The 17,570-nt window shown below is 52.6% G+C and carries 21 protein-coding genes, 1 tRNA gene and 1 pseudogene; 17 read left to right on the top strand and 6 right to left on the bottom strand.

The window, feature by feature from the left end; translation table 11 throughout:
- The first annotated feature begins 15 nt into the window (after positions 1-15).
- The gene (locus J3P91_RS01560) at positions 16-462 is read left to right on the top strand and encodes a hypothetical protein (protein ID WP_434602541.1); all 447 of its coding nucleotides are present in this window, start codon (positions 16-18) and stop codon (positions 460-462) included.
- 9 nt (positions 463-471) lie between these two features.
- Here J3P91_RS01560 and J3P91_RS01555 read toward each other — a convergent pair whose 3' ends face one another.
- Positions 472-921 (bottom strand): carboxypeptidase regulatory-like domain-containing protein, encoded by a 450-nt coding sequence (locus tag J3P91_RS01555; protein WP_434602540.1) that lies wholly within the window; start codon positions 919-921, stop codon positions 472-474.
- 202 nt (positions 922-1,123) lie between these two features.
- Between J3P91_RS01555 and vapB the strand changes: the two genes are divergently transcribed.
- The 14 genes and pseudogenes from vapB to J3P91_RS01485 all read left to right on the top strand — a co-directional run bounded on the left by vapB (position 1,124) and on the right by J3P91_RS01485 (position 10,531).
- On the top strand, positions 1,124-1,333 hold the full coding sequence (gene vapB, locus J3P91_RS01550) for a type II toxin-antitoxin system VapB family antitoxin (protein ID WP_434604965.1): 210 nt from the start codon (positions 1,124-1,126) through the stop codon (positions 1,331-1,333).
- A complete protein-coding gene (gene vapC / locus J3P91_RS01545) occupies positions 1,333-1,749 on the top strand; it encodes a type II toxin-antitoxin system tRNA(fMet)-specific endonuclease VapC (RefSeq protein ID WP_434602539.1) in 417 nt (138 codons plus the stop codon). The genes vapB and vapC overlap by 1 nt, the downstream gene beginning before the upstream one ends.
- Positions 1,750-2,106: 357 nt before the next feature.
- Complete coding sequence (locus J3P91_RS01540) at positions 2,107-2,880, top strand: ABC transporter ATP-binding protein (protein ID WP_434602538.1); 774 nt, start codon at positions 2,107-2,109, stop codon at positions 2,878-2,880.
- A 13-nt stretch (positions 2,881-2,893) separates the two neighbouring features.
- The gene (locus J3P91_RS01535; protein WP_434602537.1) at positions 2,894-3,646 is read left to right on the top strand and encodes an ABC transporter substrate-binding protein; all 753 of its coding nucleotides are present in this window, start codon (positions 2,894-2,896) and stop codon (positions 3,644-3,646) included.
- 78 nt (positions 3,647-3,724) lie between these two features.
- On the top strand, positions 3,725-4,420 hold the full coding sequence (locus tag J3P91_RS01530; protein ID WP_434570277.1) for an ABC transporter permease: 696 nt from the start codon (positions 3,725-3,727) through the stop codon (positions 4,418-4,420).
- Positions 4,417-5,106 (top strand): ABC transporter permease, encoded by a 690-nt coding sequence (locus J3P91_RS01525; RefSeq protein ID WP_434570279.1) that lies wholly within the window; start codon positions 4,417-4,419, stop codon positions 5,104-5,106. Before J3P91_RS01530 ends, J3P91_RS01525 begins: the two co-directional genes overlap by 4 nt.
- Positions 5,087-6,340, top strand: coding sequence for a methyltransferase (locus tag J3P91_RS01520; RefSeq protein WP_434602536.1), 1,254 nt, complete (start codon positions 5,087-5,089; stop codon positions 6,338-6,340). The genes J3P91_RS01525 and J3P91_RS01520 overlap by 20 nt, the downstream gene beginning before the upstream one ends.
- Before the next feature lie 360 nt (positions 6,341-6,700).
- Positions 6,701-6,776: transfer RNA gene (locus J3P91_RS01515), tRNA-Thr, on the top strand.
- Between the two features lie 256 nt (positions 6,777-7,032).
- Entirely contained in the window at positions 7,033-7,458 is a 426-nt protein-coding gene (locus tag J3P91_RS01510) for an Abi family protein (RefSeq protein ID WP_434602535.1), read from the top strand.
- Between the two features lie 64 nt (positions 7,459-7,522).
- On the top strand, positions 7,523-8,020 hold the full coding sequence (locus J3P91_RS01505; protein ID WP_434602534.1) for an Abi family protein: 498 nt from the start codon (positions 7,523-7,525) through the stop codon (positions 8,018-8,020).
- A 31-nt stretch (positions 8,021-8,051) separates the two neighbouring features.
- Entirely contained in the window at positions 8,052-8,381 is a 330-nt protein-coding gene (locus tag J3P91_RS01500) for a hypothetical protein (RefSeq protein WP_434602533.1), read from the top strand.
- A gap of 329 nt (positions 8,382-8,710) precedes the next feature.
- Positions 8,711-8,986, top strand: coding sequence for a hypothetical protein (locus J3P91_RS01495; protein WP_434602532.1), 276 nt, complete (start codon positions 8,711-8,713; stop codon positions 8,984-8,986).
- 291 nt (positions 8,987-9,277) lie between these two features.
- Positions 9,278-10,259: pseudogene (locus tag J3P91_RS01490) on the top strand (integrase domain-containing protein).
- Positions 10,256-10,531, top strand: coding sequence for a hypothetical protein (locus J3P91_RS01485; RefSeq protein WP_434602531.1), 276 nt, complete (start codon positions 10,256-10,258; stop codon positions 10,529-10,531). The pseudogene J3P91_RS01490 and the gene J3P91_RS01485 overlap by 4 nt, the downstream one beginning before the upstream one ends.
- A 330-nt stretch (positions 10,532-10,861) precedes the next feature.
- Here J3P91_RS01485 and J3P91_RS01480 read toward each other — a convergent pair whose 3' ends face one another.
- Together J3P91_RS01480 and J3P91_RS01475 are read right to left on the bottom strand one after the other, a co-directional pair.
- Entirely contained in the window at positions 10,862-11,494 is a 633-nt protein-coding gene (locus tag J3P91_RS01480; RefSeq protein ID WP_434602530.1) for a hypothetical protein, read from the bottom strand.
- Between the two features lie 191 nt (positions 11,495-11,685).
- Positions 11,686-12,288, bottom strand: coding sequence for a hypothetical protein (locus J3P91_RS01475; RefSeq protein WP_434602529.1), 603 nt, complete (start codon positions 12,286-12,288; stop codon positions 11,686-11,688).
- A gap of 242 nt (positions 12,289-12,530) precedes the next feature.
- Between J3P91_RS01475 and J3P91_RS01470 the strand changes: the two genes are divergently transcribed.
- The gene (locus tag J3P91_RS01470) at positions 12,531-14,135 is read left to right on the top strand and encodes a DUF6119 family protein (RefSeq protein ID WP_434602528.1); all 1,605 of its coding nucleotides are present in this window, start codon (positions 12,531-12,533) and stop codon (positions 14,133-14,135) included.
- 39 nt (positions 14,136-14,174) lie between these two features.
- Here the strand turns inward: J3P91_RS01470 and J3P91_RS01465 are convergent, their stop codons facing one another.
- From J3P91_RS01465 to J3P91_RS01455, 3 genes are all read right to left on the bottom strand, one after another.
- Positions 14,175-15,107 (bottom strand): retron St85 family RNA-directed DNA polymerase, encoded by a 933-nt coding sequence (locus J3P91_RS01465; RefSeq protein ID WP_434602527.1) that lies wholly within the window; start codon positions 15,105-15,107, stop codon positions 14,175-14,177.
- Positions 15,104-16,042, bottom strand: coding sequence for a retron St85 family effector protein (locus tag J3P91_RS01460; RefSeq protein WP_434602526.1), 939 nt, complete (start codon positions 16,040-16,042; stop codon positions 15,104-15,106). Before J3P91_RS01460 ends, J3P91_RS01465 begins: the two co-directional genes overlap by 4 nt.
- Before the next feature lie 518 nt (positions 16,043-16,560).
- The gene (locus J3P91_RS01455) at positions 16,561-16,776 is read right to left on the bottom strand and encodes a CopG family transcriptional regulator (protein WP_434602525.1); all 216 of its coding nucleotides are present in this window, start codon (positions 16,774-16,776) and stop codon (positions 16,561-16,563) included.
- A gap of 427 nt (positions 16,777-17,203) precedes the next feature.
- Between J3P91_RS01455 and J3P91_RS01450 the strand changes: the two genes are divergently transcribed.
- Positions 17,204-17,482, top strand: coding sequence for a DUF3077 domain-containing protein (locus J3P91_RS01450; protein ID WP_434602524.1), 279 nt, complete (start codon positions 17,204-17,206; stop codon positions 17,480-17,482).
- Positions 17,483-17,570: the final 88 nt, after the last annotated feature.

Here is a 17,570-nt window from a genome sequence, read left to right as displayed (position 1 = left end):
GGAAACCGAAGCCCAATGGCCTCACTGAACAAACAGCAAAAACGCGCCAAGCGTGCCAAAGACAAAGCCAAGCAGATCCGCATGACCGGGCGAAAATCCATCCCGATGTATGGCGATCCGGCCCATGCAACCGCCCAGCCACCGGTTTACGTACAGGAGTTGTTCGTCAAGCTGCGCGACGCCGAGGCCGTCAGCCGCAGCGAAATGCTCGACACATTGCTGGCCAACGTCAGCGAAATGATCATCGAGCGCCCAGGCCTGCTGGATCTGAAGAACGCCGAAAACGAGAGCATGGCCGCCACCAACCTGGCTGCCGACATGCTGGTGGACTACCGCATGTGGGTCGATGACATGGACCGCGAGGCGGCCCAGCGCTGGCTCAGCACGCCGGAGTTCATCAAGGACTTCAGCGAGGCGCTGGACCGTTATCGCCAGTCGATGGAAGAGCCCGCCGGCGAATAAGCGGGCTGGCTATTCGCTGCTGTTCCAGTGGAACACCAGCTTGCGCGCGGCTCCGCTGCCCAAATCGGCGGTGTCGCGGCGCTCCTCCCCGTTGCGCGTCGCCACCACGCTGTACTTGCCCGGCGGCAGTTGCACATACACCAGCGGGCCCGCATCGCTGAGCGTCAGTAATGTTTGTCCTGATGCGTTCAGCACAGTCACGTCCACATCCGGAACGTATTTGTTCTCCGGACCGATCGCAAAAGTCATGTGCAGGTTGTACCCCTTGGCCTGCCCGATGGCCCGGGCTTCGTCTTCGCCGATGCCGCCGGACAGATAAGTAATGCCGTTCTGCTGCATGGGTTGGATCTGGACGCCTGTGTTGTCGATGGGCGCGAGGTTGGTGGCGTTGAGGGCGATAGGGAGTAGCAGAACGCCGAAGGCGGTGAAGGGCAACAGAAGATAGCGAATAAGCTTCATGGCGAGAACTCCAGGTTCTGAAACAACTTGCACGCTTCCTTTTGGAGCACGATCAAGCGTTTGGGTTTAGAACGATTGGAACTATTGATTAGAGACGGGAATAATTTCGCGCCGCGTATATCCCATTGACATATCCCGTCGTTATCCTATCCTTTCAACGCAATCCAGCGGAGGACCCTACGTGGAACAAACTACCCTCTTCATGAGCAACCGCAGCCAAGCAGTTCGGCTACCTAAAGCAGTGGCGATGCCAAGCGATGTAAAGCGCGTGGATGTGATTGCGGTAGGCAGAGCCCGCATCATCACGCCGGCCGGCGAAGCATGGGATAGCTGGTTCGATGGCGATAGCGCGACAGCTGACTTTATGACAGATCGGGAGCAACCTGCCGATCAGGAGCGCGAGTCGTTCTGATGATCAAATTCATGCTCGATACCAACATCTGTATTTTCACCATCAAGAACAAGCCCCAGGCAGTTAGAGAAGCATTCAACCTTCACCACGGCCAGCTCTGTATTAGCGCCGTCACACTGATGGAGCTGATCTACGGCGCGGAAAAATCATCTGCCCCAGAAAAAAATCTTGGGGTCATTGAAGGGTTTTGTGCCCGACTTGAGGTTTTACCTTTTGGTTTTGAAGCAGCAGCACATACCGGAATGATACGGGCGGAGCTGGCAAAGATAGGCCGGCCAATCGGGCCTTACGACCAGATGATTGCCGGCCATGCCCGTTCCCTCGGCCTGATCGTAGTCACCAACAATCTGAAAGAATTCGAAAGAGTCCCCGGGCTACGCATCGAGGATTGGGCAACCCTGGCTCCACAGCCGTGAAACGAGTCTGCCTCAAGGCTCTCTGAATATCGGGACATATCGAGCCCGGCCCCGAATGACCCAATAGATTTTTAATCCATCAACGCTCATCCGGTTAACCCTTCCCACCCCCGCCCAAAGCTGGCACCATCGCGCCTTTTTTTACGCGACTCCCCAGGCAATTCGCTGACAGGCAGGTTCAAACAGCCGTTCGGTTGTTGACGGCGCGACAGTCTGCTGCGCCGATGCGACAAGCTGCCGCAAGTCGCCGGTTTACCGGTCGTAGCGCTGTTGGCGGCCATCCGGACGCATGCTAGCTTGGCCGCCTCGCCAGGAAGGCTGCCGACAGCAAGGGAGCACATATCATGAGGAACGCACATGGCCCAGGCCACGCCCGCGCTTGAAATCCGCAACCTGCACAAACGCTACGGCCAGCTGGAGGTGCTCAAGGGCGTCTCGCTGACCGCTCGCGACGGCGACGTGATCTCGATCCTCGGCTCTTCCGGATCCGGCAAGTCCACGTTCCTGCGTTGTATCAACCTGCTGGAGAACCCCAACCAGGGGCAGATCCTGGTGGCTGGCGAAGAGCTAAAGCTCAAGGCGGCGAAAAACGGCGAACTGGTAGCCGCCGACGGCAAACAGATCAACCGCATACGCAGCGAGATCGGTTTTGTCTTCCAGAACTTCAACCTCTGGCCGCACATGAGCGTGCTCGACAACATCATCGAGGCTCCGCGCCGGGTGCTCGGCCAGAGCAAGGCCGAAGCCGTCGAAGTCGCCGAAGCCTTGCTGGCCAAGGTCGGTATCGCCGACAAGCGCCACGCCTACCCGGCCGAACTGTCCGGCGGCCAGCAGCAACGCGCCGCCATTGCCCGTACGCTGGCGATGCAGCCCAAGGTGATTCTGTTCGACGAACCCACCTCTGCCCTTGACCCGGAAATGGTCCAGGAAGTACTTAGTGTGATCCGCGCCCTGGCCGAGGAAGGCCGCACCATGCTGCTGGTTACCCACGAAATGGGCTTTGCCCGCCAGGTTTCCAGCGAAGTGGTATTTCTTCATCAGGGCCTGGTCGAAGAACAAGGAACGCCACAGCAGGTTTTCGAAAGCCCGCTTTCGGCGCGCTGCAAACAATTCATGTCCAGCAACCGCTAACGGAGCAGTACCTATGCAGACCTACAGGAAAATCCTCTTGGCCGCTGCGGCCAGCCTGGTCCTTTCGGCCAACGCCATGGCGGACGGCAAACTGAAAATGGGCATCGAAGCAGCCTACCCTCCGTTCAATAACAAGGACGCCAGCGGCCAGGTCGTGGGTTTCGACAAAGACATCGGCGACGCCCTGTGCGCCAAGATGAAAGTCGAGTGCGAAGTGGTCACTTCCGACTGGGACGGGATCATTCCGGCCTTGATGGCGAAGAAGTTCGATTTCCTGATCTCTTCGCTTTCGATCAATGAAGAGCGCAAGCAAGCGGTGGATTTCACCGACCCGTACTACACCAACAAACTGCAATTCATCGCGCCGAAAAACGTCGATTTCAAAATCGATAAAGAGTCTCTTCAGGGTAAGGTCATCGGGACACAGCGCTCCACGCTCGCCGGCACCTGGATGGAAGAAAACATGGAAGGTGTCGAACTGAAACTCTACGACACCCAGGAAAACGCCTACCTGGACCTGACCTCCGGTCGTCTCGACGGGATCCTGGCAGACAAATACGCGAACTACGACTGGCTGAAAACCGACGCTGGCCGGGCTTACGAATTCAAAGGTGACGCGGTGGTAGACGGCGACAAAATCGCCATCGCCGTGCGCAAGGGTGACAATGAATTGCGCAACAAGCTGAACGCCGCATTAAAAGAGATCGTTGCCGACGGCACCTATAAAAAGATCAACGACAAGTACTTCCCGTTCAGCATCTATTGATCCTGACGTGCCTGACCGGCGCCGCTGTTGTACGGCGCCGGTCCTTAGCAAAGCCTGCCGCGATATGAACACATACCCATGATGATTGACCTCTACGGATTCGGCCCGGCGCTAGCCGCCGGCGCGCTGATGACCGTCCAGTTGGCCCTTTCTGCCTTATGCCTGGGGCTGGTACTCGGCCTGCTCGGTGCCCTGGCCAAGACCTCGTCATACAAGCCGTTGCAATGGCTTGGTGGCACTTATTCAACGCTGGTTCGCGGCATCCCGGAACTGCTCTGGGTGCTGTTGATCTATTTCGGCACCGTTAACCTGATGCGCGCCTTGGGTGAGTACTTCGGCAATCCCGACCTTGCTCTCAACGCCTTCGCCGCCGGCGTCATCGCACTCGGCCTGTGCTTTGGCGCCTACGCTACTGAAGTGTTTCGCGGCGCAATCCTGGCGATCCCCAAGGGCCACCGTGAAGCCGGCGTCGCTTTGGGCCTGTCGAAATGGCGGATCTTTACCCGATTGATCATGCCGCAAATGTGGCGCATCGCCCTGCCCGGCCTGGGCAACCTGTTCATGATCCTGATGAAGGACACCGCGCTGGTCTCGGTGATCGGCCTGGAAGAAATCATGCGACACGCGCAAATCGGCGTAACCATTTCCAAACAGCCGTTCACCTTCTATCTGGTCGCCGCGCTCATGTACTTGGGGCTGACAGTACTCGCCATGATCGGCATGCACCTGCTTGAACAACGCGCGGCCCGTGGTTTCACCAGGAGCACCCAATGAACTGGGAAGTCATCATCAAGTGGCTGCCGAAACTGGCCCAGGGCGCGACACTGACCCTGGAGCTGGTGGCCATCGCCGTGATCGCCGGCCTGTTGCTGGCGATTCCGCTGGGCATCGCCCGTTCATCGCGCCTGTGGTACGTGCGGGCGTTGCCCTACGCCTACATCTTCTTTTTCCGCGGCACTCCGCTGCTGGTTCAGCTGTTCCTGGTGTATTACGGCCTGGCGCAGTTCGACGCCGTGCGCAGCAGCGCCTTGTGGCCTTATCTGCGGGACCCGTTCTGGTGCGCCACCGCCACCATGACCCTGCACACCGCCGCCTACATCGCCGAGATCCTGCGCGGCGCGATCCAGGCCATTCCCCGTGGCGAAATTGAAGCCGCGCGGGCCCTGGGCATGTCTCGCCCCAAGGCGCTGCTGTACATCATGCTGCCCCGCGCCGCGCGCATCGGCCTGCCGGCCTACAGCAACGAAGTGATCCTGATGCTCAAGGCCAGTGCCCTCGCGAGCACCGTGACCCTGCTGGAACTTACCGGCATGGCCCGTACGATCATCGCCCGGACCTACCTGCCGGTAGAGATCTTCTTCGCGGCCGGCATGTTCTACCTGCTGATGTCCTTCGTCCTGGTACAAGGCTTCAAGCAACTGGAACGCTGGTTGCGCGTCGATGCCTGCCAAGGGCGCTGAGAGCGAGGTGCTGACGGGCGAAACATTGCTCGCCCGTTTCATGGCTCTGGATGCCTTTCTCACAGAGCACCAGGCGCTATGGAAGCCCCGCCCTTTCACTCTTCTGCAGCTACCTTGGGAAACTTCCCACCCCGAACTGGCCCAATGGCTACGCCCGCGTTCGCTGCAAGCGGCGGAAAACGACCATCACCAGCCGTGGTTGATTGAAGACGCGCCCGCGCCGTTTGCGCAATGGGCCGCTACCGCCCGCGCATTGAGCGCTGTCGCCGAGCTGCCCGCCAGCCTGCTGAAAGCGTCAACTCATCGCCTCAACGTCGACGTACCCGGGCGCAAATGGCAGCAGATCGAAGCCTTCGCCAGCCGCCTGAACTTCACCACCAAACCGACCCGCTGGCTCGACTGGTGCGCCGGCAAAGGCCACCTGGGTCGACGGCTACTGCACGACGATCAGCAACTGACCTGCCTGGAATACGACCCCATGCTGGTCGCCGCCGGCCAGCAACTGAGCAAGCACCACAACCTGCCCGCCCTTCACTTGCAGCAAGATGTAATGGCGACGGACGCGGCCCAGACGATCCAACCGGGACACACCCCGGTAGCCCTCCACGCCTGCGGCGACTTGCATGTGCGGCTCATGCACCTGGCGAGTGCCGCCGGCTGCGCACAAATGGCTATCGCGCCGTGCTGCTACAACCGCATCAGCACGGCGCAGTATCAGCCGCTGTCCGATGCGGCCAGCCAATCCAGCCTGCAACTGTCGTTGGACGACCTCGGCCTGCCACTGAGCGAAACCGTCACCGCCGGCGCGCGCGTCCGACGGCAACGGGACAAATCCATGGCCCGACGCCTGGCCTTCGACCTGCTGCAAAGGCAAATCCGCCGCAGCGACGACTACCTGCCCACGCCGTCATTACCCAGCGCCTGGCTGGAAAAACCGTTCGCCCAATACTGCACCGACCTGGCGGCCCTGAAGAAATTATCCATAGTCGGTTCCCCCGATTGGGATCAACTGGAGGCTGCGGGTTATCAGCGCCTGGCCGAGGTGCGCAACCTGGAACTGGTGCGAGGCCTTTTCCGACGGCCGTTGGAGCTTTGGCTGGTGCTGGACCGGGCACTTTTCCTCAGCCAAAAGGGTTACGAAGTGCGCCTTGGTATCTTCTGCGAAGCACCTCTTACGCCAAGAAATCTATTACTGCTGGCAGAGCGTCAGCCACACGCGACAGCCTGTGGATAACTCTGTTGATGAAATAAGCGTGGATCCAAGTAAGTCGTGATTTTCTGAGCGCCTCCAAGCTGTTCATTTTTTGTTCATATGGATAAAAAACCATGAAAACAGGGATTTGCGGGCAAACGAGAAAAGTGTCACAAAAAGGAAAGATTCCGTTTGGCGCTTCCTTCCCATTGTGCATAAGCGCTAAAACAAACCGACATAACGGTGGTTTTTTAAGGCAGTAGGAGCAGATTTTTGCTGGCTGTGCATCGATTCATACCCGCACACCACCGCCGCCGCGCCACCGAGCCAAGGCCTGCATAAAAATAGTCAGAATTCAGGGGTTTACAGAACCCGTCCAATCGCTATAATCGTCGCCCACACGCCGGTATAGCTCAGTTGGTAGAGCAACTGACTTGTAATCAGTAGGTCCCGGGTTCGACTCCTGGTGCCGGCACCATACAAAACGAAGCCCTCGCAGAAATGCGAGGGCTTTGTTGTTTCTGGAAGGTTTAAACCGAAGGGGCCAGCACGACCTTATCGGCATCAGCAGACCACGCTTTGCTCAAACCCCTACTCGTTACAATTTCACGTCAAACCAACGTTGACGGTCTCTTACACCTACCTATAATGCACTCCAACACACCCGCCAAGCCTAGGTTGACCCAGTCAGCAAGCTCAAATCGTGCGGGTTTTTTTTGCCTGGAGAAAACTACATGAGGCCCTTCGACAAACCGGCCCTCAGCGTAGAACAGCAATTGGAACTGCTAAAGCGACGAGGCTTACACATCGCCAATGATGATCGGGCCATGCGTTTTCTCGAAGTAGTCACGCTGTTTCGCCTGAGTCCCTACATGCGCCCCTTTCAGGAGCCAGACCCTGAACATACTTTCAAGCCCGGTAGCACACTGAAGGCAATCGTCGACATCTACCGCTTCGATGGTTCTTTGCGGCGCATCACCATGGATGCCATCGAACGTGTCGAGGTCGCCATACGAGCGACTATCAGCAACCATATGTGCCCTAAGTACGGACCTGACTGGATAGCCGACGCATCAATCTTCTCCTCGTCATACTCACACCCTGATCTGTTGCGTCCGTTGCGGGAGCAATTGAACAAGGAACAGCAAACTCAGACGTGATATCGACCGCATAAAAAAGGGCCGACAGGCCGATGGGCTCCAGCAACAGCGGATCGAAAACCGCATGCGCGACAATTATTTCCGATATTACGGCGCAACCTATGCCCACCCCGAGCTGCCGCCCGCCTGGGCGGTCCTGGAAGAACTCAGCCTTGGTACGGTGTCTACCCTCTTCAATGCCATAGGCAGAAGCGCAGATAAAAAAGCTATCGCCACCCGATTCAGCCTGCCCTTCGAAGTATTGGCCTCCTGGCTACACACGCTGACCTTCATTCGAAACTGCTGTGCCCACCACTCGCGGCTATGGAACCGGGAGCTCTCGATTCGACCATCCTTACCCAAAGAATGGGTCATCCCAACGGCTTCCGCCGACCGGCCTCAGCCCAAGCAGCGGCTATACGTTGTATTGACGATGCTGGCCTACCTAACCGACTTGATCAGCCCAGACAGCCAGTGGAAGCTCCGCCTGGCCGAAGTCATGGATCAGCAGGAAGTGGATCATTTGAGACTCATGGGATTTCCAGATCATTGGAAAGATCAACAGCAATGGCGCCTAGCGTAAGTCTGGCGTTGGCGCAGAGAGGAGAATTGATATGGATATCTCAACCGCACAAAGCATCAAGCTCGCCATCGCGTCGGCAACTGGCCTGTCAAAAGACGCGTTGCATATCTATTCGGGCATGGCGATCTATCTAACGTTGATCGTCGGCACCCGACGATTCAGGCCATACCTTGGCTGGCTGGTTGTTCTCATCATTGCGTGTGCTGGCGAGTGGGTAGACCGGCGAGACGATATTGGAAGCTTCGAATACTGGCGCTGGCAGGCAAGCGCTCACGACGTTCTCAACACATTGTTTTGGCCGACGGTGCTAACACTGCTTTGGCTTTTAAAGAGCCGCAGTAAAGCGAGCGTACATCCGTAAGACTCTCGCAATCTGCTCTGCCACGCGGGTCAATCCAAACAGGGCTGCAAAGCCGCACTGCTTGGGTGGAACTCACTTAAAAAATCTAAAGCTCTCGCAATTGTCTAGGGAAAACCACAGATTTCCACTTGGATAATTTCATCCACAGCCGGAGAACTCCCGAAAATTAGAGCCTTAACCCATATTATCCACAGGCGTAGAAAAGATCGGGCAAAGCGCTGTCATTGACAGCAACCCAGGTAGCCCGAACCTTTAAGGCTACGCCACACCGTGGTGGTTCTCCCAAAGTGCGATTAGCGTCCGGCGGCTCGCACGGTCACAGCGATGTGATGGATGCCTACTTCTACCAGAGTGCCCACTGCGGCAATTCACACTCCTTCGTAGCTGCCTTGCAGCAACCTATCCGCTTGGCCATTTCCTTGCGCCAACCTGCGCCCGTCTCTTTCTTCTGGAAAGAGACGGGCGCTCCTACCGCTGCTGCAGCCCAACTCGTACAAGGCTTTGCGGCATTCCCCCTCGTGACAATCGGCGTGACAAACACCGACGTCACCAGCAACAGCGATGCAGATGATGGTGCCGCAGCCTACGGAATGGACTGCACCTGACTGACAGTCAGGCACGCCCGGGTCATCGCATCACTGCCTTCACCCAACTCAGGATCTCGCGGCACGGGTCTCGTCAGCCAGTGTAGCCCTCCACCCGCCCACTTCTGCGGAAGTGTTCAGGAGGCCAGATCATGAGATGCCCAAGCTCCCGGTCGTAAAGAGCCGTCAGTCCCGCGTTAGTGGACAACCCTCACAGGTCGCAGGGGCCTTGATCCCTGATAACACTCAACATTCTTGGCGGGATGACGTGGGGAAGGTTTTAAAAGTTTTGGCTTCGAGAGGAGTTCGATCATGGCATTGGTCGGTAGACGGGATGGGCGCAATTTTGGCTATGGACGGCAACTGAGTTATGCGGGGCCGCAAGCGCTGAAAGATCTGTTTGGCGATGGGCATTACGGGACGGTCAAAGCGCACAGTGATCGTTGGCTGGCATTTGTACGATGGTGTCGGTCTGAGGATGGGCCCGGGTTTAACGATGCGAGGCAAATTGATTGGCGGACCTTGCTGGACTACGCCGGTCATCTGCGTCACCAAGTTGAACAAGGCGCTATCAGCATCGCCACCGCGCAAAACCGGTTGTCCAGCGTAAACCGCACCATGGCCGCACTTCGCGGTGATCAGTATGTGAAAGTGCCGAGTCCGAGCAAGACGCTGGGAATGCGGCGGAACAGTGTACGTCGCTCGGTGCCGCAAGGCCAAGACCGCGAACACGTGAAGCGGATCGTCAACGTGCTCTGCGAACCCCAAATGCCGCGCGCGGCGGCCATCGCCCAGTTGGCGCGAGCCACCGGCATGCGCTTACGTGAGGCCATTTTGGCGGACCTACCCCGTCTAAATCGTGAAGCCAAGCAATTCGGTAAGATCAACATTCAGGACGGCACCAAAGGTGGCCGCTCGGGCGCATCAGCTCCTCGTTGGATTACGGTAGATGATCATATTCGTGACGCGCTGAAGTTTGCCGATCAGGTCTCGCCCAGCGGCAGCCGCAACCTGCTTGCACCTAACGGAAGCTACCTCGATTTCCAAAAGCGAATCGTCCGTCCAGCCCGGGACATCCTTCATGCGCACAACCTAAAAGGCTTCCACGAACTGCGGGCAGCCTATGCGTGCGAACGCTATGAGCAAATCACCCAGCATCCTGCGCCCATCAACGGTGGCAGTTGCTACCAGCTCGACCGACGCCTCGATCAAACGGTCCGAGACCAAATCAGCGATGAACTCGGGCACGGTCGTATCGACGTAGTAATCTGCGTATATCGGGGGACGAGCATGAGCAAGCCATTCGATATGGAGCTGTTCCTGGCAAGCGTACTGACCGGGTCGCATGCCACACGCGAGCGTCACCTACGCCAAGCAAAGGCCATTCAAGCGGCGATGTCTAATCGCTGGCACCGTGACAATCCATGGACCTGGCAGCAAAAGCATCTCGACTGGTTTCTAAATTACCACCTGAATCGGCACGCAGAATCGACGCGCTATTACTATCTCCTGACCATCCATTTGCTCACTCTTCGTTTAGGGAAATCCTGGCAGTTCAAGCGTTAGGCGAAGGTCAGCAATCGACCGATTGTGTTGAAAAAGTCGATCCGGCTTGGCCAGCCAAACATTGACCGGTGACAACGCCGTTTTTGCATGTTGCTTTGTGAAATCTGAGCCCTGAACCTTCTGCTAAACACACGGATTTCAATCTCAGACGCGTACTTTTCTACCGTGGAAATCGAAGCCGACTCTTTCAACAGAATCGGCCAAAAGTCGCCGACTGACCAACGGTCACATCCTGACATTTCTGGCTGGAAGTTTTCAATCCGTAGAGTTGTAAAAGACTGACATAAATCCAAGCCCAACATTAAACAGCTCTATAAAAATAGATATTACTCATTGCACGTGCATTAGTTGTCTAAATTCCTGTTCGACGGCCGTCCGAGTCTCATACATTTCGTAATTCACTTTCTCGAACAATTTTTGAAGGTGAGGCGTCTCACCGTGCCCCAGCGCCTCCCCTGACCGCATGGCTACTCTAGCCTGATCCAATGTCTGAGCAGCCGAAACATAGAAGTCTGAAATTCTTTCTGACGTTGCCTTAGAAAAATAAATTTTATTTTTCTCATAAGCCTCAACGAAGGCGTCGAATTTTGGTAATGCCGATTCATATGCCTGCGCGATTGAAGGTCGTTGTCTCCCAAAATAATCGGGTCGAATAGTTTCATATATCGCTTCGTGCAGATCAACGAGAAGCTTGTAGCTTTCGTCGATAAATACAGCTCTTTTTTCGATCAGATTTGCATGCCCCAATTGAACCAGGTGACGCTCGGTTTGCAATGCACTTTCCAGATTCTGTGTCTGGCGAGAGTGCTCTGATTTGAGTTTTTCTATAAGAACTTCAAAAGTCGCCTTCTCTCTCAAGCTGATGCGATCCTTCCAGATACTCCCCAGCCAAGCCGAAAGTCCGGTAATGACGATTGCCGCACCACCAACTTGACCGATTAAAGAGTTAAATATCTCAAACATATCGAGCTACTCCGATAAAGAATAAAAATTTTGTACGAATAAGTCTTTAAAATTCAATTCGATAGCTGGTTGCCAAACCTTTAAAAGGTCTAATCTTTGTCATAGCAATCGCAAAAATAAACTCGCCTGTCGGAGGCTCGAAGGCATTTTTGACGATGGCCGATCTTTTTTGCGGGCTCGCCCTCCCTACATTATCCATTGCGCCTGTGATCTAGCCATTCGATGCTCTTAGTTATTGGATCAACGCGCACAAATATAAGCCCACTCGGCGGATTGGAGTTAGAGGCAAAACCAATTTCGTCAAGCTGTTTTATTCCTGCATGATACTCAGATAGGAAATCCAAGAAAACATTAACTATTTCGTTGTAGTCATTTTCTACCGACGATTTCTTTGGGAGAAGTAGTTTAAATCGTTTGCCATCATTTGCCTCCGCATATATGGAGAAAGCGAGGGAGTACGGATTTTCCGTGCTCAGCTTACCTGCTGATCCTAGGAGGACTGGCTCTATTTTAGGCTGAGACATCACCTTGCCTGCTGTTTCGGAAAGCGTTTCCTTCAGAAGCAAGTAATGGTCCTTACCCATCTCCCCAAAAAGTGCCTTAAAGTAAGGTTTTGCTATGTAAGCCGCGACAATCGGAAAAATAAACCACTCAAGACATGCCTGAGGTCCACTAGGGGGCCTAGACTCGATCGCTATTCGGATATTTGGATTGTGCAACGCCTTCTCGAAATCAACATACAACTCACCTGGCAGGCCCTCTTCGTAGATTAGTGCAACATCTGGCTTATTCATCTTTTTCCTTAATACGTAATGCCGAACACAGCGGCGTGACCGATCGAAAAATCCCGCGCCATCAGACGCGAACACCTATCATTAATGAGCCAGCTCTCAACGACCATGGACCTTCTCCACACCTGAAAACTCAGCCTCCCAAAACAATTGCTAAGCTCTTTTCAACTATAGCAATTTCCAGAGAGGTGGAGTAGCGTTATGCCATGCACGAGAGATCATCTAGGGAAGGGAGGATACCAGGAATGAAATATCGTCACTTAAATGTATTCATGATGAAACCAGATACTGTTATCAACAGTTTCTCGGATCTGCTAGTTTTGGATAAGGACGTAGTCCCATATGAACTCGATGCGAATTTTGACTTAGAAGGAGTTTTATATGTAAAGCGCACAGTTGAAAAAAAGCCGAGTTGGAGCGAATTGGTTGACACAATTACCGGAACCAACGTAATACAGATCGGAAACAAATCAAGCTCTGCGGTATTATTCATAAAAACAAATACCGACATATTCGCAATAACTTTTGGTTATGGCCGACACTTAGTAAATCTTGCCAACTTCGCTCAAGACTTCGGGCTAAAAACCGCCTTAAATACTCTCAATCACGAAAGTTTAAGAAGCGTAGATATTCACACATTAGAAGACCAGCCGGTTCAAAAAAGATCACAGGCCGCGCGCGATTCAGAAATAAGTGTGTTTGGCATTGACATATCTAGAGATATATTGAGAGCTGTGACTGGAACACCTAAACCAGGTATAGACTTCAAAAATATCTCTGGCGGTGACGCAATGTTTTCATTTGGTATTGAAATGAAGATCAGCGATTTACCAACCATAACTAAAAATTTGAAAACCCATTACCTAAAAGATGACTATAAAACAGACTTTCTATGGGTAGACAATGTCAGAAGAATCAAGGAAAAATCACATATAGAGCAGTTAGACCGGGTTCTGCTTGAAGCAATCAAAGACCGTGATCCGGGTATAGTTATAACACTACCAGAAATAGAAAAATGGGACTCGATAACCGGCTTCAGCTTTACCCGAGCCAAAGGTGATCGATCACCGACTGTATCGTCGGAAAAATATCTATCTACGATTGACGATGCAAAGATATCTATCGAGTCGGTTAAAAGAGATCATTTGTATGTTTTCGATATACATGAAAACGAATTTGATCACTCAATATACAAATGCATTTATTATGAAATAATAAACGCGAACAAAACCAACATAATATTTGGAGGAACCTGGTATGAAATTGACAACTCATTCATAGGGAGAATCAATTCTAGCTTAGCAAATATAGGTGTTTCTGATCTTCAATTTCCAGGGGTCTACGTGTGGCAAGAAGGTGAGAAGGCAAAAATAGAGGCTGAAGGTGATTACAATATTAGGGCCTCTCAGATGCACGGATATCACCTATTAGACAAGAGGCTGATCAAAAGCAACAAATCGACTAGTTCAGTTGAACTGTGCGATCTTCTTTCAACTGAGAAGCAATTCATACACGTCAAACATCGCAAAGGGGGATCTGCTGGACTAAGCCATCTTTTCGCACAAGGGAGCGTCGCCGCAGAGATATTGCTCGGAGACCGAGAATTTAGAAAGTCAGCCAGAAAGGTATTGGGTACTTTCAGTAACGCTGCACGCGAAATCATTCCACTCGACAACTTTCGAAGCGCAGAATATGAAGTGATTTTTCTAATATTGGGCGACTCTGTCGCAAACGTGAAAAGCAATCTGCCCTTCTTCAGTAAAGTGAACCTTGTTAGGGCATATGATAGTCTCTCTCAGCGAGGTTACTCAGTAAAAATATCAGCCGCCGCCAAAATAGAAAGACCGTGAATCGCTTTCACGGGGATTGACTGATAATGCCCGCGATTCTCACTGGCGCTTTCTCAGAAGATTCAATATAGTTTTCATCCCATATTTTTTACCTAAACGCGATAAAAACAACGGTTCTACATCAGCAGCGAAACCGAGCAATCCCTGAAGCCTAAACACGTCTTTTTGTTCAAGCAGTCCCAGACCATACTTATGGACAAGAGCGCTAATTTCTCGTTTTCTATCACGACCAAGCGAAACTTTATCATCGTTTGTGATTACTAATCCGGTAATCCTGCGACTTCCTCGCTTAGACAAATGTATCGTCTTATCAACATTCAAGCTTAAGCGTGGGTATTTCAAACTAGACAACAGACTTTCTATTACAGGCACGACTGTTTCAGTAGCGTAAGGTAACGCCGTGGAAAATGTTAAATCGTCAGCATAGCGAGTATAAACAATTTTGTTTTGAGATGCCCAGTCAGCTACTAGGCTATCAAACTCATACATGATGGAATTCGATAATATTGGTGAAGCTGGAGAACCGATACTCAGAGCACCACCATTCCCTCTATTAATACATGACAGTCTTGCAATATATCTAGTTTCTAGCAAATCAAGAAACGGTAAACTTTTCTGAAAATGCGCTATCAGGTCATCAATTTTAATAGACGGAAAGAAGTCTTTAAAATCCAGTTTAACCATGTATTCATTTGTTCTGTGCGCCTCGGCATTCTTTTTAATGCTTGCACCTTTTACATATGCCGATGCCGCCCCATGAATTGGCAACAGATGAAAAACGTTATGGATCAACCAATGTTGAACATACTTTGTTTCCCTGGCAGGTTGAGAGATTATCCGTACCCCGCCATTCTTTTTTGGAATACTATAAGTTTTATAAGAATAAGGAGCCCTCGAAACCACACGTACTAACTGTTCGCTTGACAATGACAAATCAGCCAATATTTTCTCAAGCGTTTTATGGGCGATCACTTCCCACCCCCAAAAAGCCGACGAATAACTCTAAGCCGGTGATTGTTTTTTCCCGAAGTATTATAGAACTCTTTACACTCTGTAGAAATACGTAGCTTATCTATCGGTACAGAAGAGTTCGCAGAAAAATTAACCCTGTGGAACTCAGAGTTCCTTGCGACGTAAAATTGGGAATCACTGTAAACCTCAAGACTAATGAGCCTGAATCGCTGAAGCAGAAAAAGCTTACCCCTTAGTTGATCCCTGCCAGCGTCAACTCCTAGCTTGGAGAGATAATCCAATAGCTCGCTCTCTTTAACGGCAACAAAAAGCTTTATAAGCTCATACAAGAGAACAAAAACATGGGAGCTGTTGGATACTTTAAGAATTTGCGATTTCGGCAGTTCGTCCAACTCATATTGAACATCAACTACGACATCCTCTATGATCTCAGCAGTTATAGTAAGTGGATATCCTACTTCAAATGGATAGCTTTTTACTGCAGTTCGCTTATCGTTTGAGATATGTCGAAAAATTCCTAATTTTATGAATGAGTCATTCTGAAAGTGACCTTCCGAGCAAACAGCAACAATTTTGTCGTTGAACTCCTTCAACTGAGAAAACGCACCAAGCTCCGCTATTGCTCCGGGACTCTCTAGTATGATAACCACCAGAGAGCACATTGCAGCCAACTCCACCTCGAGATCAATCAGATTTCTAAAGATAGCGTCAACTTGCCAATTAGTTACATCCTCAGGCTTGAAGAACTCAATTCTATTATTGAGGTCTGTCTCAAGCGCGTGACGTAGCGACTGTACCGAAGGGGTGGGATCGTCCGGATGCCCCTTTTCAGGCGACCGGCCACCACACAGAAGAACGATGTGAGACTTACAGTACTCGACTCTTGATGACTCTATTTTTATCGATGATAGAGCAGCAAGTCGAGGATCTGTCATTTAGAAGAGGTTCTTTACCAAGAAACAGCCGCAGAGAATATCTGTGGACCGTAATGAGCCCGCGATTGGAGGGCCGCAGATATTCTCTGCGGAATAAATCCAAGCAATTTTCTAGAGTCTGGCTAATCGCCCGACTAAGCATCGGTACCAAGACCGCGCTTGTACGCGTAAAGAACGGGGCGAATATCCCAAACGGCATTGAGGCTGTCAATATGCCATACGCGAAATTTAAGGATTTTTAGCTCATTCCTCTTTCAGATCACGAATAGTTGCTCGTATAAATAACGAACACCCTCCATTATTTGATCCACGATCAGGGTATAAATAGAGGTAGCGCCTCAAAGGCTACCCCCTTAAGCCATTGATTTTTAATCTAATAGTAATGAGGTCCGACTCCTGTTGCCGCACCATACAAAACGAAGCCCTTGCAGAAACGCGAGGGCTTTGTTGTTTCTAGCGGTAGAAGAGACTGCGCCTGAGCCCGACGCACTTCCTCCCAAACCACTCGCTCTAGCCATTCATCCCCAGCGTCGGGCGCGCATCGCAGCAACCAGATCAGTGGAGGCGAATCTCCCTCGATCGGCCTCGTCTACCGCCATTTCAATCTGCGCAGCCAAAGCCTTGTCATCTTCGGCACAGTCGCGAAGGATGTGATCGTTAACTCCGTCCATCCTAGGCAGGTCAGCAGGAGAGCTCGAAGGATGTTCCGGCAGGTTTAGAGTTATTTCGGTCATGACTACCTCAATGATGAAGTTTCGGGCCGGCACGCTTTCTGCGCTTGATTGCAGAGCGACGAATGAGCAAGCACTGCTTTTACGATTACCTACGATGAGTATCTTTCCGACTGCACCATAAAATTACCTGAACCTCACCCGCCAGCATCGCGCCACGATTGCACCCTACCCAATCGCCCGCTACTCTCCAACCGTCGCTGCCAATTCAGCGACCGGGCGTGAGAACCCGAAGCAATCAAGGCGCAAAAGCGCCCATAATCCATCGTGGCGTTTTTTTTTCGTCTGCGTTGTCGTTTTATGGCGGCTGTGCGTGGGAGACCTTCGGGTCTACCGGTTGCCTTGATTGCCGGATTCTCACCCCGCGCACGGCTGCCACCCCAACCCGTGAGAAGGTCGGTGGCAGCTCTCATAGTCAAGGAGCCAGACCATGCCAAACCCGCGAGACCTCAAAACCCCAGGCCTAACCCCCTTCTCCTACCATTCCGACCGCCCCCTGTTCCGCGTCAACAGCGGCATCCCCATCGGCGTAGCCCTCTCCCATGCATCCGATCTTCTCCACATCGCCATGCGTCTGGCCGATGATGCGGCGATGGTTCGGGGTACGGATCGTTATGCTTGGGCGTCGTGTTATTTGCAGGAGATGAGCAAAGCCGTCATCGACGACGTGGTGAAGGTACTGGAGGCGCCGGGGAGTAATCCTGCTTAAGGGGTAGTGATGCGATGCTGCTCCTTGTGCGGGGGCAGCATTGGGTTTCGTCTGTAGCAAAGAGGGGCCGCTTCGCAGCCCAGCGGGA

The sequence above is a fragment of the Pseudomonas sp. Z4-7 genome (genome assembly GCF_051131965.1).
In the GTDB taxonomy this organism is placed as follows: domain Bacteria; phylum Pseudomonadota; class Gammaproteobacteria; order Pseudomonadales; family Pseudomonadaceae; genus Aquipseudomonas.
The sequence above is the reverse complement of the archived record's forward strand: the minus strand, read 5'-3'. Positions and strand labels throughout refer to the sequence as shown.

Excerpts from the sequence above, each read along its gene's own strand:
- J3P91_RS01560 (WP_434602541.1), top strand. The coding sequence starts at position 16 with ATGGCCTCACTGAACAAACAGCAAAAACGCGCCAAGCGTGCCAAAGAC.
- J3P91_RS01555 (WP_434602540.1), bottom strand. The coding sequence starts at position 921 with ATGAAGCTTATTCGCTATCTTCTGTTGCCCTTCACCGCCTTCGGCGTT.
- vapB (WP_434604965.1), top strand. The coding sequence starts at position 1,124 with ATGAGCAACCGCAGCCAAGCAGTTCGGCTACCTAAAGCAGTGGCGATG.
- vapC (WP_434602539.1), top strand. The coding sequence starts at position 1,333 with ATGATCAAATTCATGCTCGATACCAACATCTGTATTTTCACCATCAAG.
- J3P91_RS01540 (WP_434602538.1), top strand. The coding sequence starts at position 2,107 with ATGGCCCAGGCCACGCCCGCGCTTGAAATCCGCAACCTGCACAAACGC.
- J3P91_RS01535 (WP_434602537.1), top strand. The coding sequence starts at position 2,894 with ATGCAGACCTACAGGAAAATCCTCTTGGCCGCTGCGGCCAGCCTGGTC.
- J3P91_RS01530 (WP_434570277.1), top strand. The coding sequence starts at position 3,725 with ATGATGATTGACCTCTACGGATTCGGCCCGGCGCTAGCCGCCGGCGCG.
- J3P91_RS01525 (WP_434570279.1), top strand. The coding sequence starts at position 4,417 with ATGAACTGGGAAGTCATCATCAAGTGGCTGCCGAAACTGGCCCAGGGC.
- J3P91_RS01520 (WP_434602536.1), top strand. The coding sequence starts at position 5,087 with ATGCCTGCCAAGGGCGCTGAGAGCGAGGTGCTGACGGGCGAAACATTG.
- J3P91_RS01510 (WP_434602535.1), top strand. The coding sequence starts at position 7,033 with ATGAGGCCCTTCGACAAACCGGCCCTCAGCGTAGAACAGCAATTGGAA.
- J3P91_RS01505 (WP_434602534.1), top strand. The coding sequence starts at position 7,523 with ATGCGCGACAATTATTTCCGATATTACGGCGCAACCTATGCCCACCCC.
- J3P91_RS01500 (WP_434602533.1), top strand. The coding sequence starts at position 8,052 with ATGGATATCTCAACCGCACAAAGCATCAAGCTCGCCATCGCGTCGGCA.
- J3P91_RS01495 (WP_434602532.1), top strand. The coding sequence starts at position 8,711 with ATGGATGCCTACTTCTACCAGAGTGCCCACTGCGGCAATTCACACTCC.
- J3P91_RS01485 (WP_434602531.1), top strand. The coding sequence starts at position 10,256 with ATGAGCAAGCCATTCGATATGGAGCTGTTCCTGGCAAGCGTACTGACC.
- J3P91_RS01480 (WP_434602530.1), bottom strand. The coding sequence starts at position 11,494 with ATGTTTGAGATATTTAACTCTTTAATCGGTCAAGTTGGTGGTGCGGCA.
- J3P91_RS01475 (WP_434602529.1), bottom strand. The coding sequence starts at position 12,288 with ATGAATAAGCCAGATGTTGCACTAATCTACGAAGAGGGCCTGCCAGGT.
- J3P91_RS01470 (WP_434602528.1), top strand. The coding sequence starts at position 12,531 with ATGAAATATCGTCACTTAAATGTATTCATGATGAAACCAGATACTGTT.
- J3P91_RS01460 (WP_434602526.1), bottom strand. The coding sequence starts at position 16,042 with ATGACAGATCCTCGACTTGCTGCTCTATCATCGATAAAAATAGAGTCA.
- J3P91_RS01455 (WP_434602525.1), bottom strand. The coding sequence starts at position 16,776 with ATGACCGAAATAACTCTAAACCTGCCGGAACATCCTTCGAGCTCTCCT.
- J3P91_RS01450 (WP_434602524.1), top strand. The coding sequence starts at position 17,204 with ATGCCAAACCCGCGAGACCTCAAAACCCCAGGCCTAACCCCCTTCTCC.